We start from the raw sequence: 14,378 nt of genomic DNA on the forward strand, positions 1-14,378 counted from the left end.
TGGACTTCGACGGCATCGCCGAGCGGACGACGCGCGAGTTTTTCGAGGCCGAGTTTCGCGCTGCGGCCGAGGCCATCGTGCGGAGGCGCGGATGACGCTGGATCAGCTCAGGGCCCGGCTGCAGAGCTACCTGGATGCCGAGCAGCGCATCTTGCAGAGCCAGGAATACTCGATCGGCACCGGCGGCACGGGCCGCCGCAATCGCCGGGCGGACCTCGAGGCGGTGCAGGCCGAGATCCGCGTGCTGCGCGCGGAGATCGCGCGCATCGAGGCGCAGCAAGGCGGCCGACGCCGCGTGATGTACGTCCGATGAGCCGATTGTCTGACCTGATCGACCGCGCGATTGCGACGGTCGCGCCCCGTGCTGCCCAAGAGCGCATGCAGGCGCGCGTGCGCATGGAGTGGATGCAGCAAGGCGTGCAGGCGCTCGCCGACGCCGGCTTCGGCGGCCATGCGCCGCTGCGGCGGCACTGGGCGCCGCGCGCGCGCGACGTGAACGCCGATACCTTGCGTGCGCTGCCCGATCTGCGCGCGCAGTCGCGCGAGCTCGCCCGGGTGCATGCCATCGCCGTGGGCGCGTTGCGGACGAAGCTGGATCGGGTGGTGGGCACGGGCCTCGCTCTCGTGGCCCAGCCGGACCGGCATGTGCTGGGCTGGACGGAAGAGCAGGCGCGCGAGTGGAAGCTGCACACGCAGCGCGAGTTCAGCCTGTGGGCCGACAGCCCCGATTGCGACCTGACGCGCGCGGGCAACTTCTACGACCGCCAGCGCACGGTGCTGGAGGCGATGAGCGTGAGCGGCGACGTCTTCACGCTGCTGCCCGAAGGCGAGGCCTCGCTGATGCAGCCGTACCGCCTGCGCCTGCAGCTCCTCGAGGCCGACCGGGTGGGCAACCCCGGCGGCGAGAGGGACACCGATGAGGTGGCAGGCGGCATCCGGGTGGATGGCACCGGTGCGCCCCAGGCGGCCTACGTCTATGACCGTCACCCCGGCTCGGCCTGGGCCGCTGGCGACCGCTATCGCGGGCAGTGGGTGGAGTTTCGGGGGCCGTCAGGCCGGCATCGCCTGCTGCACCACTGGCGGCCGAGCCGGCCGGAGCAGCGGCGCGGCATCCCGTGGTTCGCGCCCATCGTCTCGCTGCTCAAGGACCTGGACACCTACACCGACGCAGAGATCAAGGCCGCGGTGGTGTCGGCGTTCTTCACGGTGTTCATCGAGACGGATGCCGGGTCGCCGGCCCCGGTGTTCGGTGTGGGCGACGATCAGGCGGCAGGCAGCGACGAGATCGCGATGGGCCCCGCGGCCGTGGTGGGGCTTGCCAAGGGGGAGAAGGCGAGCTTCGCCAACCCGAACCGCCCGAACACGGCGTTCGACCCCTTCGTGCAGGCGATCCTGCAGCAGATCGGCATGGCGCTGGGCATCCCGTTCGAGCTGCTGCTCAAGCGCTTCAACTCGAGCTATTCGGCCAGCAAGGCCGCGCTGCTCGATGCGTGGATGTTCTTCCGCGGCTGCCGGGTGTGGCTGGCCCGCAGCTTCTGTCAGCCGGTGTACGAGACGTGGCTGGCCGAGGCGGTGGCGTCCGGGCGGATCGAGGCGCCAGGCTTCTTCGCCGACCCGCTGCTGCGCTGGGCGTACTGCCGCGCGGAGTGGGTGGGCGACAGCCAGGGCTCGATCGATCCTGAGAAGGAGGTGCGTGCCTACACGGCCGCCATCGAGGCCCACCTGATGACGCACGAGCGCGCCGAGTGGGAGTTGTTCGGCACCGACTGGAACGAGACCACGCCGACCAAGATCGCCGAGCGGCAGCGGCTGAACGAAGCGGGCCTGGTGCCCCAGCCCAAGCCCGGCGCGGCCGCGCCGCAGCAGCCGGTCACCCCGGGCGACGACGGCGGCGAGGGGCGGTGATGGACAAGTCGCTCGACCGATCGATCACTGGCCCAGGGCCGCTCGACATCCCTACCGACCGCCGCCGTATGCACTTCGAAAAGAGCGTGAGCTTGGGCAACGTCTTGACCATCCTCTCGATGTTCGGGGGGTTGATCGTCACCTACGCGCAGTTCTCGGCTCGCGTGTCAGTGCTTGAGGTGGAGCTGGTGCGCCAGCGCGAGACCGACAAGCGCCATGAGGCCGAGGCCGAGTTGCTCAAGCGTGAGATACGGGAGGAGTTGCGTGACCTCAAGGTCGATCTGCGACGCTATGCCGAGGTGCTCGAGCGCCGCAGCGAGCGCGGCACCTTGAAGTGACACGAATCGGAAGAACAGCATGAAGCTCATCGACCTGCTGATGGCACCCTGGGCCATCGAGCCCGGCAAGCTGCTGGAGATCCAGGCCATCTATGCCACGCACTTGCGCGGCGAGAAGATCGACATCGCGGCCATCGAGGCGCGCCTGGGCCGCCCGCTGGCCAACGAGCAGCAGGCCTACAGCGTGCGCGAAGGCGGCGTGGCGGTGCTGCCCATCGAGGGCGTGATCGCTCCCAAGGCCAACCTTTTCACGCGCATCAGCGGCGGTGTGGACGCCAAGGGCCTGCAGCTGCAGCTGGAGTCGGCCTTGGCCGATGCGCGGGTGCGCTCGATCGTCCTGGCCATCGATTCGCCCGGCGGCTCCGTCTTTGGGACGCCCGAACTCGCGGCCGCGGTGCGCGAGTTCGCGGCCGAGAAGCCGATCGTCGCCGTCAGCGACGCGACGATGGCCAGCGCCGCCTACTGGATCGGCAGCGCGGCCAATGCCGTGTACATCACTGGGCCCACGGTGCAGGTGGGCTCCATCGGCGTCGTCGCGACCCACGCCTACAACCCGCGGCGCGACGGCTCGGCCGTCACCGAGATCACCGCGGGGCGCTACAAGCGCATCGCGAGCGACCAGCAGCCCCTCAGCGACGAGGGGCGCGCCTACCTGCAGCAGCAGGTGGATCACATCTACGCCGTGTTCGTCGAGGCCGTGGCCGAGCATCGCGGCGTGAGCGTGGATGACGTGTTGACGCACATGGCCGACGGCCGTGTGTTCATCGGCCGGCAAGCGGTCGAGGCGGGCCTGGTGGACGGTGTGGCCACCTTGGACTCGATCGTCTCGCAACTGGCCGCCAACCCGCAGGCATTCGCCCAGCGCCGCAAGGCGCGTGTGGCGGTGCAGGCGGCTTCCCAGTCCGAACGCGCCGGTGCGCGCACCGAGGACGTTCCAGCCGGCCAGAAGGCCGGCGCAACCCAAGCAGGAGATGTCATGCCGCAAGAGCAGACCCTCACGCGTGAGTCCCTGGAGCGCGACCACGCGGCGCTGTACGCGCAACTGCGCTCCGAGTTCATGGCCGCCGGCGCGCAAGCCGAGCGCGAGCGCATCCAGGCCGTGCGTGCCCAGTCGCTGCCCGGTCACGAGAAGCTGATCGAGCAGCTGGCCTTCGACGGCAAGACGACGGGGCCCGAGGCGGCTGCCGCGGTGCTGGCCGCCGAGCGCGAGCTGCGGCAGGCCGCCGCGGCCGCCCACAAGGCCGACGCGCCGCCGGCCGTGCCGGCGAGCACCGCGCCCGCGAGCGACGTGGTGAAGACCAAGGCTGAGCAGGTGGCCGAGGCGAAGAAGTACGCCGCGGACAAGGGCATCGATTTCGTGGCCGCGATGAAGGCGCTGGGCTACGCCCAGTGATCGGCGCGTCCCATCCGTAGGAGATCAAGATCATGGAACAGACCAACATCTCGGTGCTGACGCTGACGGTCGCCGCGTCGGCGGCGCTGGCGGCCTGCCGCTTCGTGACCGAAGGCGGCGCCTACCCCGCGGCCGGCGCAAGCGCGCTCGGCGTGACGCGCACCAGCGCCGGCCAGGCCGGCGACCTCGTGCCGGTGGACACGCTGGGCACCACGATCGTGGAGGCGGGGGCCGCCCTCACGGCCGGCCAGGGTCTGCAGGTGGACGCGACCGGCCGCGTCGTGCCTCACACCACCGGCGTCATGGTCGGCCGCGCGCTGGGCGCGGCCACCGGCGCCGGTGCCTTCGTCGAGGTGCTGCTCATCCCGAACGCCTGACGTCTACCGCCCCCTCAACTTCAGGAGCAACTCATGGCTCATCAAATGACGCCCGCGCAGGCGCGGGTCATCGACCCCATCCTCACCGAAGTGGCCCGCGGCTACGGTGGCAACGCCGCGCCGATCGCCGATATCCTCTTCCCCGTCGTGCGCGTCGGCCAGCGCGGTGGCCGGATCCTCAGCTTCGGACCGGACGACTTCAAGCTCTACAGCACGGCGCGCGCGCCGGGCGCCGCGACCAAGCGGGTGCAGTTCGGGCATGAGTCCGGCAACTTTGCGTTGGTCGACTACAGCCTCGAAGGCTCGGTGCCGATCGAGCTGGCGCAAGAGGCGCAGGCCGTGCCCGGCATCGACCTGGGAGCGGCGGCCGTGCGCAAAGTGCGCAACATCATGTCGCTCGAGCGCGAGAAGCAGGCCGCTGACTTGGCGCGCGATGCCGCCAAGTACCCGAGCGGCCACAGCGCAACGCTGTCGGGCACCAGCCAGTGGAGCGACCCGGCGAGCAACCCTTTCGAGGACATCATGGATGCGCGCGAGACCGTGCGTCGCACGATCGGCCTGCGCCCGAACGTGCTGGCTGTGGCTCCGACGGTGCTCACGGCGCTGCGCACGCACCCGAAGGTGCTCGACCGTCTGAGCACCGCCTCTGATCGCCCGCCGGCCACTCTGGAGCAGCTGCAGCGCTTGTTCGAGGTGGACCGCATCGTCGAAGGCGGCTCGGTGTACCACGACGGCACGCAGTTCCAGGACGTGTGGGGCAAGGACGCACTGCTGGCTTACACGCAGCCGGCGAGTCTGGCCGAGATGGGCTCCCCGAACTTCGGCTACACCTACCAGCTCGACGGCTACCCTGTTGCCGAGGAGCCGTACTACGAGCGCAACCCCAAGACCTGGTTCTACCCGGTCACGGACGCTCGCGCGCCGGTGCTGGTGGGTGCGACCGCCGGCTTCTTGTTCAAGAGCGCGGTGGCCTGAGCATGAGCGGCGCGGTCAAGGCCCAGGCCCTTCGGCGCATCAAGCACGACGGCCGCTGGTACGAGCCGGGCGCCGTGCTGACGGTACCCGAGGCGGCCGCGGCGGCGCTCGTGGCCTGTGGCGCGGCAGAAGCGACGGCCGGCCGCAAGGCCAAGCCCACGCCCGCGCAGGGCAACACGGTGGCCGCCGAGCGGTCCTCCGCGGCCGGCGAGCACGGAGGTGCGCAGCAGTGATCGACGATCCCGGCATCTTCTTTCGCACCGACGAATTCGCGGTGACGTGCGTGCGTCGCAGGGCCGCCGAGCCCGACGTGTCGTTCGACGCCATCTTGGCCTCGTCAGACGAAGAAGCGCTGGACGGGTACGCGCTGGCCGGCGAGCACCGGTTGCGCTACCCGACGGCGGCGGTTGCCCTCGGGCAGGGTGACCGCGTGCTGGTTGGCGATCGCGCTTTCGAGGTGCGCCAGGTCCTGCGGGTGATCGACGGATCGGAGTCGGAGGCGTTGCTGCGTGAGGTGGCCGCATGAACAGTGTGCGCTACCTCATCAGCCGCGCGGTGTTCGAGGCCCTGCGCGATGCGCCGGGCCTCGCCGGCGCGCGGGTGCTGGACAACCCGAGCGAGCCGCAGGCGCTGGCCGCCGGCGAGCGCATCGTGTTCGTCGAGGACCAGTCCGACGGCTTCATCGACCAGTCCGGCCAGGCCGGCACCCGCCGCTTCGTGTTTGCGATCGGGGTCATCAACCGCAGCAGCGCCGCGCGCGCCGGCGCCGATGCGGACTATGTGGCGGCCGAGGCAGCGGTGCGCGAGCGGCACACGGCGCTCATTCGGGAGCTGGGCTGCGGCCCGCTGCGCGAGCGCGAGGTGAGCTTCCGCGTCGAAGCGATCGACGTCGGTGGGGCCCTCGTGCTGGGCACCTTCGAGGTGGAGTACCGGCGGCCCCGGCGAGCCTGAGGGTCACCGTCTGACAAACCGCCCGCCGTGTGCGGGCATTTTTTTTGGAGAGCACCATGCCTCAAGCACGTGGATTCATTGGAGCCGGCGACGTCTTCCTCAACCCCTACGACGAAAGCGGGGTGCAGACGGGGTGGGTGTCGGCCGGCGATGCGAGCAAGTTCGCCATCAAGCCGAACTCGGACATCAAGGAGCTGGAGAGCAAGGGCCGCGACACTTACGGCCAGGTGGTGGCCACGGTGGCGCTGCAAAAGCCCGCGGATTTCAGCATCACGCTTCGCGAAGCGAACCGCACCAACCTCACGCTGGCCTTCATGGGCCAGCAAGCGACCTTGTCTCAGGGGGCCGGAACGGTCACCGAGCAGGCCGTCACGGCCCGCCTGGGCAAGTGGGTGGAGCTGGGGCACCAGAACCTCGCCTCCAGCGGGCTCGTGGTGACGAATGACCCCGGCACGACGACCTACGTGCTGGGCACCGACTTCGAGGTCAACTACCGGCTGGGCCTGCTCCAGGCCTTGCCCGGTGGCGCGATCACGGAGGCTCAGGCCCTCAAGGTGAGCTATGCCTACGGCGCGATGTCCGGTGCCCTGGTCCGCGGCGCCGTGCGGCCGCAACTGCGCTGCTCGGTGATGCTCGACGGCAAGAACGTCGCGGACGACCGCCCTGTCATCTGCCGTGTGTTCGAAGCCGTGCTCACGCCCAGCGGTGAGTTCGACTTTCTGGCCGACGACTGGAACGAGGTGGAGCTCCAGGGGCGTCTGGTGACGCCGTCTGGCCGCAGCGAGCCGTTCGTGGTCGAGTTCCGCGACTGATGGCACCGACCCGAGTGAAGCTGCGCGTGCCGCACCGGCACGCGGGGCGCGACCTGGCGCCCGGCGAGGTGATCGAGGTGCCCGAAGCCGTGGCCCGCTCGCTGGAGCAGTGGGGCGTGGGCGAGATCGTGACGGGCGCTGTGCCCGGCGAGAAGGGGCCCGCCGCCGCCCGCCGGCGCGCGAGCCGAGAGGCTGTCAAGCCGTGAGCATGCGCCAGAGGGCGGCGACGAAGGTGATCAGGCCGACGGCCGCTCCCAGCCCGATCAGCGCCAGCCCCGCCCAGGTGCCCAGCGCGGGCATGAAGAACACGCCGATGCCCATGAGCACCGCGGCCGTGCGAAACGCCAGCCCGGTCGGGCTTGGCTGACGAGAAGGTAGAGCCATGGCAGACCCCAAGATCCGGTACGACATCATAGCCAACGCCCAGGGCGAGGCGGACGTGGAGCGCCTGGCCAGCGAGCTGGAGCGGCTGGACGGCAGCCTGGACCCACAACTCAAGGCCCGTGCCGACGCGACCGCGCAGAGCCTGCGCCAGCTGGGTCAGCAAGACCGGGCGCTGCGCGCGCTTCTCGAGGCGATGGTGGACGCCAACGAGGCCTCGCGCTCGCTGGAAAGCGCCCAGCAAGCGGCTGCACGGCTGCAGCGTCGCATCGACGCCATGGGTCAACCCACCCGGGCGCTGGCCGGCCAGCAGCAGAAGCTTGCGGATGCCGTTCAGCGGGCCGAGCAGGCCTACCTGGCCTCCACCGAGCGGCTGAACCGCGCGCGCAGCGAGGCTGAGAGGCTGGGCGTGAGCACCGACGACCTGGCGTCGTCGCAGCAGCGCTTGGCCCAGTTGCAGCAGCGGGTGGCTGCGCAAGGGCGGCAGATTGCGCAGACGTATCAGGAGCAGGCACGCACGGCGGCTGCGTCGGCGGATGTGCAGGCTCGCTCGCACCAGCGCATCCGCGACGGCGTGCGCTCGATCAGCGAGCAGCTGCAGTCGCTCCAGCAGGTGGCAGCGGCCGCCCTGGGCGGGCAGCTCGTCGGCGGCCTGGCCCGTGACTTGGCGCAGACGGCTGACGCCTACACGAACCTGTCCGCCCGCATCAAGCTCGTCACCGGCGACGGCGACGCGCTGAAGGCGGCGCTGCAAGGCGTCTACGAGGTGGCCACGCGCACCGGCTCGTCGCTGGAGGCCACGGGCGAGCTGTTCGTGCGCATCGCGCAGGCCGGCAAGCAGCTGGGGCTTTCGCAACAGGATGCGCTGGCCCTCACGGAGACGATCAACCAGGCCGTGCAGCTGTCCGGCGCATCGGCCGAGGCCTCGCAGGCGGCGATCACCCAGCTCATCCAGGGCCTGCAATCGGGCGTGCTGCGTGGCGAAGAGTTCAACTCGGTCATGGAGCAGGCGCCGCGTTTGGCGCGTGCGCTGGCCGATGCGCTGGGCGTCACGACCGGCCAGCTGCGCGCGCAGGCCGAGGCAGGCGCGCTCACCAGCGAGGTGGTCATCCGGGCGCTGCAGGGTCAAGCGCAGGCGGTGCGCGGCGAGTTCGAGCAGTTGCCGCTGACCATCGGCCGGGCTGTCCAGAATCTCTCGAGCGCATGGACGGTGTACGTCTCCGAGGTCGACAAGGCCGGCGGCGTCAGCCAGCGCGTCGCGCAGGTCATCGATTACGTCGCGAAGCACCTGGACGATCTGGCTCAAGCCCTGTACTCGGTCGGTAAGGCCGCCGTGGCGTATCAGGCGTTGCGCCTGGCCCAGAGCTTTCTCGACATCGGCGCGGCTGCCCGCACCGCGACAGCGCAGGTGGTGGCGATGACCGCCGCCACGCAATCGGCCGCCGCGGCCAGCGCCACAGCCGCCGCCGGTGTCGGTCGATTTGCGTCGATCTTGTCTGGGCTGAAGGCTTTCAGTCTGGTTGGCATCGTCACCAACCTGCAGGAGATCGGCACATGGATCGGCGAGTCGATCGCGAAGTGGCAGGGGTACGGCAAGGCCATCGAGGAGGCTGAGCGCGCACAGCGCGCGTCCGAGGAGGCTGCTCGACGGCAGGCACAGGAACTGGCGGCGGTGCGCCAGCAGATGCAGCAGGCCTCAGAGAAGGCCCTGGGCCTGACCGCTACCAGCAAAGCGCTGGTGGGCGAGTTCAACGAGGTCGTGGCCAAGGGGGGCAGCGCGCGTGAGGCGCTGGACAAGCTGGCCAAGAGCATGAAGCTCGACGGCATCCAGGGCATCACCGACGCGGTCACGGCCCTGGATGTCCTGGCGCAGCAAAGCAAGATCACGGGCGACCAGGTGCGCCAGGCGCTCACCGACGCCCTGAAGGGCGTGGACCTGGGGGCCTTCGAGGCCCAGGCCCGGGCGGCCTTCGACGGGAGCGAGCAGGGCGTGCGCCGGCTGCACGCAGCGCTGGATGCGCTGAGCGAGGAGGCCCTGCGGCGCGCCGGCACCAGCACGCAAGAGCTGGTCACCGGTTTCAGCGCCGCGGCGAACTCGGCCCTCAACGACGTGGACGCGCTGGCCAAGCGCCTGGCCGAGCTGGGCGTGGCGGGCGAGCTGTCGGGCCGGTTGCTGGGCAAGAGCCTGGACAAGGCGCTGGAGGCGGCCAGCACGGAACAGGCGGTCAAAGCGGTGATAGATCGGTACCAGGAGCTTGGCCGCCAGGGCCTGCTCACCGGCGAGCAGCTCAGCAAGGGGCTGGAGAAGGCCAAGGGCAAGCTCGACGAGATGCGCGAAGGGGTCAGCAGCCTCGATGAGGCGCTTCAAGTGTTCGGGCTGAAGAGCCAGCAGGAGATCCAGCGCACGGCGGACACCTTCCGGCAGGCCTGGCAGCAGATCCGCAACGAATCGACGGTCACCCTCAAGCAGAAGCAGGACGCCTTCCGCCGGTACGCCGAGGCGGCCATCCAGGCCAACCGGGGAGTGGTGGACAGCACCTTGCAGACGGAGGCGGCCATGCTGGGGCTGCGGCTGGAGGTCGATGCCACCGGGCAGGTGATCGTGCGTGCAATGACCGATGCCTCGGCCGCCACTGACCAAGCGGGTCAAGCGGCGCAGCGTGCAGCGGGAGGCTACTCAGACATGGCCAGCGCGGCCAGGGCTGCGGCTGATGCGGTGGAGAGCATCCCCTCCGGCGACGATTGGCAGCCCAGCGTCAACAACGCCCCGCCCGAGGAGATGTTCAAGCGCGCCGGTGATATGAGCGGGTACTACAACCTGATCGCCAAGCAACGCGCTGGGACTTTGTCAGTAGACGATCTCGATCAGGCCAGGGCTGTCGTCGAGGCCTTCAAGACCAACTTGCAGTTGATGGAGTGGAACGCGAGTCGAGGCCTGGGCAATGTGAAGGGCCTGCAGAGCTATCGGAATCAAGTCGGACAGGTGCAGCAGATCCTCCAGCAGCTCGAAATGCGCAGCAGCGCCGGTGAGCAGCCCGCACCGACCCGCAAGGTGGACGTGCGCCTGTCGATGAACGGCCGCAGCTACGGCAGCGTGCAGACCGACGATGCCGGAGCCAGCGCCCTCGAGCAGATGCTGCGGGATCTGGAGCAGGCCGCGCGCGCCTCGGGGTACCACTGACATGGCCATCACACTGAGCAACGGCACCCAGACCCTGGCGTTGCCGGACACGCTGGCATGGATCGACGAATTCACGTGGTCGCCCGTGGTGCAGACCACAGAGCACACTGTCACAGGCGCGCTGGTGGTGGATGCAGGCGTGCGGCAAGCGGGCCGTCAGATCACGCTGGAGGGCGATGCGGACACGGTGTGGGCCACACGGGCCCTGGTGGCCGAGCTGCAGGCCTGGGCGAGCGTGCCGGGGCAGACCTATGTCCTCACGCTGCGTGGCCAGCAGCGCAGCGTGATCTTCGACCACGAGCGCGGTGGCATCAGTGCCACGGAGCCCGTGGCCTTCTTCAGCGACCCGGCTCCCACGGACTTTGTGGGACTGAGCCTTCGCTTCATCGAGGTGTGAAATGCCCATCCAAGAGGGAGACATTCAGATCCTGGCCAGCCAGGTGCTGGCCGACGTGCCTGAGGGTGGCGGTGCTGCCACCGGTCAGCAGATCGTCGATGGCCAGTCCAACAACCTCTTCCCCGATGTGTCCGAGCTGGACCGTGTATACGGGGACGTATCACTGCGCAAGGTGTTCGTGGGGGTGCGGACGCAAGACACCGACACCTACTTCGGCGCACACGTGATCGTGGCCGAGCCGCCTCAGGACCCGGACGTTTCGGCCGTGCTGTTCTCGACTGGGGACAGCTTCGACCGGCGGGCCGCCGCCGCCGGTCGCATCGAGTCGTACCTGGCTCTGGGCCCGCTGAATCGAGGGCTGCTGTACGGCAACCACATTGCTGGGCAAATGACTGTGATGCTCATTCAGCGTGTGGGGACGGCGCTGCCCGTCGTCGGCGACACCCTGGTGCTTCGGAAGGGGGAGGGCACGGGCTCTCAGGTGGAGCAGTTTGTGCGGGTGACCGACGTGTCCTCGGAGGTCATGAGCTTCACGAACCCTGCTGCGCAGACCACGGACTTCCAGCGGCAGGTCGTGACGCTGGGCATCAGCGATCAGCTGCGTGCGGACTTCCCCGGCTTCACGGCCAGCGAGGCCTACTACGATGCCTCGGTCAACTTCGTCGGCAAGACGAAGGTCTATGACACGCTGGTGGCCGACGCCGCACGGTACTACGGCATCACGCCGCTGGCTTCGCCGGCGCCGTTTGGGGCCGTCACGGTGCAGGCGCAGTCGATCTTCACGAGGCTGGTGCCCAGCTCGCGGGCCGAGACGCCCATCGCCGATGCCCGCATGAATCAGCAGGTGGGGGCCCTGGTGGCCGCGGCCGACCAGCCCGTGGTGCAGACCATCACGATGGCCTTCACGACCACGCAGCAGATGTTCGTGGGCGGCGGCATCCTGCCAGGCTCGCTGACGGTGGCGCGCGGCTCGGTGACGTTGGCCGATCGGGGAGGTCGGCTTATCAACGGGGATGTCGAGGTCGGTGCCGTCGACTATGCCAACGGCGTTCTGAGTTTGTCGAGCAACGTCTTTGGCACGGGCCCTGGAGCGCACACCGTCACCTACACCCCGGCAGCGCAGCCGGCGGTCGTGAGCGAGTCGATCGGCCTGCCCGTCACGCAGGCCTCTCAGAGACTGACCTGGGTGGTGACGCTGGACCCGCTGCCTGCACGCGCGAGTCTGCAGGTGAGCTACGCCTCGGGTGGCCGCTGGTACGTGCTGCAAGAAGATGGCAGCGGCGCCATTCGAGGGGCCGACAGTGGACTCGGTGCAGGCACGCTCAACTATGAGACCGGCACGGTCACGCTCACGTTGGGCGCGATGCCTGATGTGGGCTCGCGCATCATCCTCACCTGGGCCCCCCGCGTGGTGGCGCCTCGCACCTCGCCGGTGTCCTTGTCGGGGGGCGGCAGTCGCTTCGTCATGCGCATCGACACCGGCGAGTCCATCGACCCCGGGTCGGTCAGCCTTACTTGGAACGACGGTCAGTCGCGCAGCGCCACGGATGCGGCCGGGCAGCTCACCGGAGACGCCTCGGGCCGCGTCGCTTACGGGGCCGGCCTCATCGAGTTCGCGCCGCACGTGCTGCCCACGCCGGGCACCAGCGTGACGGTGTCCGTGAGCCGCGCGACGCAGCAGCGCCAGGAGATCAATGCGTTCTCCGATGGCGGCGCAACCTGGACGGCCACCATCCCGAACGCGCCCATCAAGCCGCGCAGTCTGCGTGTCAGCGTGGTGGCTCAGCACCCGGTGCGCATCTATCCCGGCATCGACGAGGTGCAGTCCTTCACGCTGCTGGCGTCCGACGATGGGGCGGGCAACCTGCGTATCGGGGCTTCCACCGTGGGGACGGTGGACTACACGACTGGCCAGATCAGCCTCCAGAAGAGCGTCAGCAACTTCACGACGACGCAGGGTCAATGGGCCAACCGCACGCCTCTGGGGGGCGCCAACGACCCGAGCTACATCGTGTACCTCGGGTCGTCACCCCGGCAGGTGACGCTGAGCATCCTTAGCGGCCCGCCCAGCTCTGGCACCGTGCATCCACCGCCGCAGCAGTGGTGGACCGGCCCGCAGGCGGTGGCGGCTCATGTGGAGTTCGCGGGCGGCACCGGCAGCGTTCATAGCACGGTGCTCGCGATGGATGAGCTGGTCCTGTCGGTGCCATTGGCCGTGGGGTACGTCCTGGCCGCTGGCACGCGGTTCCGGCTCGGCGATCTCGTGTCCGGTCAGCTTCACTCCACCACACCCACAGGCGATGTGGTGCGCCCAGTGGTGGGCGCCGGTGGCGGCGCGGTCACCGTCGGCCATGTCACCCCTGCTCTGGGCGAGATCGTGTTGACCGACTGGACTGCCGGTGTCAGCTCGGCGGTGCAGGAGTGGGCGGGCGTGCAGGCCCCGCCTGTGGCGGGGGTCAACACGCCGCTGCTGGCCGATGCCGTGACCTTCCGGACGGCGACCGCGCCCGTGGCCAATCAGGGCTTCAGCGTGACGGGCACCTTCGGAGACGGCGCCAGCTTCAACGTCACGGCCGACGCCGACGGCAACATCAACGGCTCAGGCGTGGTGGGCAAAATCAACTACGACTCGGGTGTCGTCGAGCTGCGCTTCATCCGGAGCCTGCGGCTCGGAGGCGGCGACCCCGGTGTGCTCGACCTGTCCTATCTTGGCCTGGCCGGCGTGGCCTGGGCCGAGATGCGGCAGGTGCGTGCCGACTCGCTGCGCTACAACGCGGTGGCCTACGACTACCTACCGCTCGACGCCAGCATCCTCGGCCTGGACCCCGTGCGCTTGCCCTCCGATGGGCGCGTGCCGATCTTTCGCAAGGGATCGGTGGCCGTCGTGCACCACACCGACATCACCGCGCCGCAGACCGTGAGCAATGGGCAAACGGTCAGCCTCGGCCGCACGCGCATCGCTCGAGCCGATGTCATCGGCGCCGACGGTCAGCCGATCGAGTCCGGGTATACCGTCGACCGGATCGCGGGCACGGTGACCTTCACCGACGTCACAGGCTACAGCCAGCCCGTGCGCATTCGTCATCGCATCGAGGACGCCGCCCTGGTGGCCGATGCGCAGATCAGCGGGCTCATCCGCTTCACGCGTCCGATGACGCACGACTATCCATTGGGCAGCTACGTGTCCAGCGCGCTGCTGATCAACGACATGCGTGCCCGCGTGCCGTTGCTGTTCGATCAGGCCACATGGACGGGCGTGTGGAGCGACGACCCGATTGGCTCTGGGGCCAGCGCCACCTACGACGCGATCAACAACCCGCCGATGGTCGACAACGAGTCGGCCATCACCGAGCGATGGGCCATGGTGTTCACGGGCTCGACGAACTTCAACATCGTGGGCGAGCACGTGGGTCAAATCGGCTCCGGCAACACGGCTCAGGAGTGCGCACCGCTCAACCCGAACACCGGGCGGCCGTACTTCCGCCTGGCGGCGGCCGGGTTCGGCGCAGGATGGGCCGCCGGCAACGTCATCCGCCTGAACACCGTGGGGGCCCTGGCCCCCGTGTGGGTGGCTCGCGTGGTGGCCCAAGGCCAGCCCACAGCGCTCGACGACTCGTTCCGCCTGCTGGTGCGCGGAGACGTGGATACCCCCTGATCTCAAGAGGACC

The 14,378-nt window shown here is 69.4% G+C and carries 15 protein-coding genes; 14 read left to right on the forward strand and 1 reads right to left on the reverse strand.

Annotated features, from left to right (window positions below; translation table 11 throughout):
- The first annotated feature begins 91 nt into the window (after window positions 1–91).
- Genes ACK4ZD_RS06115 through ACK4ZD_RS06165 form a run of 11 tightly spaced genes read left to right on the forward strand, consistent with a single transcriptional unit; the run spans window position 92 to window position 6,957 of the window.
- On the forward strand, window positions 92–313 hold the full coding sequence (locus tag ACK4ZD_RS06115) for a DUF6148 family protein (RefSeq protein ID WP_409659682.1): 222 nt from the start codon (window positions 92–94) through the stop codon (window positions 311–313).
- On the forward strand, window positions 310–1,905 hold the full coding sequence (locus ACK4ZD_RS06120) for a phage portal protein (RefSeq protein WP_409659683.1): 1,596 nt from the start codon (window positions 310–312) through the stop codon (window positions 1,903–1,905). Before ACK4ZD_RS06115 ends, ACK4ZD_RS06120 begins: the two co-directional genes overlap by 4 nt.
- Window positions 1,905–2,243, forward strand: coding sequence for a hypothetical protein (locus ACK4ZD_RS06125; protein WP_409659684.1), 339 nt, complete (start codon window positions 1,905–1,907; stop codon window positions 2,241–2,243). Before ACK4ZD_RS06120 ends, ACK4ZD_RS06125 begins: the two co-directional genes overlap by 1 nt.
- Window positions 2,244–2,262: 19 nt before the next feature.
- Entirely contained in the window at window positions 2,263–3,636 is a 1,374-nt protein-coding gene (locus ACK4ZD_RS06130; RefSeq protein ID WP_409659686.1) for a S49 family peptidase, read from the forward strand.
- Window positions 3,637–3,668: 32 nt separating this feature from the next.
- Window positions 3,669–4,013 (forward strand): capsid cement protein, encoded by a 345-nt coding sequence (locus ACK4ZD_RS06135; protein ID WP_409659688.1) that lies wholly within the window; start codon window positions 3,669–3,671, stop codon window positions 4,011–4,013.
- 33 nt (window positions 4,014–4,046) lie between these two features.
- Window positions 4,047–4,988 (forward strand): hypothetical protein, encoded by a 942-nt coding sequence (locus tag ACK4ZD_RS06140; RefSeq protein ID WP_409659690.1) that lies wholly within the window; start codon window positions 4,047–4,049, stop codon window positions 4,986–4,988.
- Between the two features lie 2 nt (window positions 4,989–4,990).
- Window positions 4,991–5,221: a hypothetical protein gene (locus ACK4ZD_RS06145; protein WP_409659692.1), complete on the forward strand. Its 231-nt coding sequence runs from the start codon at window positions 4,991–4,993 to the stop codon at window positions 5,219–5,221.
- Complete coding sequence (locus ACK4ZD_RS06150; RefSeq protein WP_409659693.1) at window positions 5,218–5,514, forward strand: hypothetical protein; 297 nt, start codon at window positions 5,218–5,220, stop codon at window positions 5,512–5,514. The genes ACK4ZD_RS06145 and ACK4ZD_RS06150 overlap by 4 nt, the downstream gene beginning before the upstream one ends.
- Entirely contained in the window at window positions 5,511–5,939 is a 429-nt protein-coding gene (locus tag ACK4ZD_RS06155) for a hypothetical protein (protein WP_409659694.1), read from the forward strand. The genes ACK4ZD_RS06150 and ACK4ZD_RS06155 overlap by 4 nt, the downstream gene beginning before the upstream one ends.
- 56 nt (window positions 5,940–5,995) lie before the next feature.
- Window positions 5,996–6,751 (forward strand): hypothetical protein, encoded by a 756-nt coding sequence (locus tag ACK4ZD_RS06160; RefSeq protein ID WP_409659696.1) that lies wholly within the window; start codon window positions 5,996–5,998, stop codon window positions 6,749–6,751.
- Window positions 6,751–6,957 (forward strand): hypothetical protein, encoded by a 207-nt coding sequence (locus tag ACK4ZD_RS06165; RefSeq protein ID WP_409659697.1) that lies wholly within the window; start codon window positions 6,751–6,753, stop codon window positions 6,955–6,957. The genes ACK4ZD_RS06160 and ACK4ZD_RS06165 overlap by 1 nt, the downstream gene beginning before the upstream one ends.
- On the opposite strand, the gene ACK4ZD_RS06170 is transcribed toward ACK4ZD_RS06165, so the two are convergent.
- Window positions 6,947–7,135: a hypothetical protein gene (locus ACK4ZD_RS06170; RefSeq protein ID WP_409659699.1), complete on the reverse strand. Its 189-nt coding sequence runs from the start codon at window positions 7,133–7,135 to the stop codon at window positions 6,947–6,949. The genes ACK4ZD_RS06165 and ACK4ZD_RS06170 overlap by 11 nt on opposite strands.
- Here ACK4ZD_RS06170 and ACK4ZD_RS06175 point away from each other — a divergent pair.
- The 3 genes from ACK4ZD_RS06175 to ACK4ZD_RS06185 are packed head-to-tail and all read left to right on the forward strand — an operon-like array spanning window position 7,134 to window position 14,365.
- Entirely contained in the window at window positions 7,134–10,313 is a 3,180-nt protein-coding gene (locus tag ACK4ZD_RS06175; RefSeq protein ID WP_409659700.1) for a tape measure protein, read from the forward strand. The two genes, ACK4ZD_RS06170 and ACK4ZD_RS06175, sit on opposite strands and share 2 nt — an antisense overlap.
- Before the next feature lies 1 nt (window position 10,314).
- The gene (locus ACK4ZD_RS06180) at window positions 10,315–10,710 is read left to right on the forward strand and encodes a hypothetical protein (protein ID WP_409659701.1); all 396 of its coding nucleotides are present in this window, start codon (window positions 10,315–10,317) and stop codon (window positions 10,708–10,710) included.
- Window position 10,711: 1 nt separating this feature from the next.
- Complete coding sequence (locus ACK4ZD_RS06185; protein ID WP_409659703.1) at window positions 10,712–14,365, forward strand: hypothetical protein; 3,654 nt, start codon at window positions 10,712–10,714, stop codon at window positions 14,363–14,365.
- Window positions 14,366–14,378: the final 13 nt, after the last annotated feature.

This window comes from Caldimonas sp. (assembly GCF_046291045.1).
Taxonomy (GTDB): Bacteria; Pseudomonadota; Gammaproteobacteria; order Burkholderiales; family Burkholderiaceae_C; genus Caldimonas.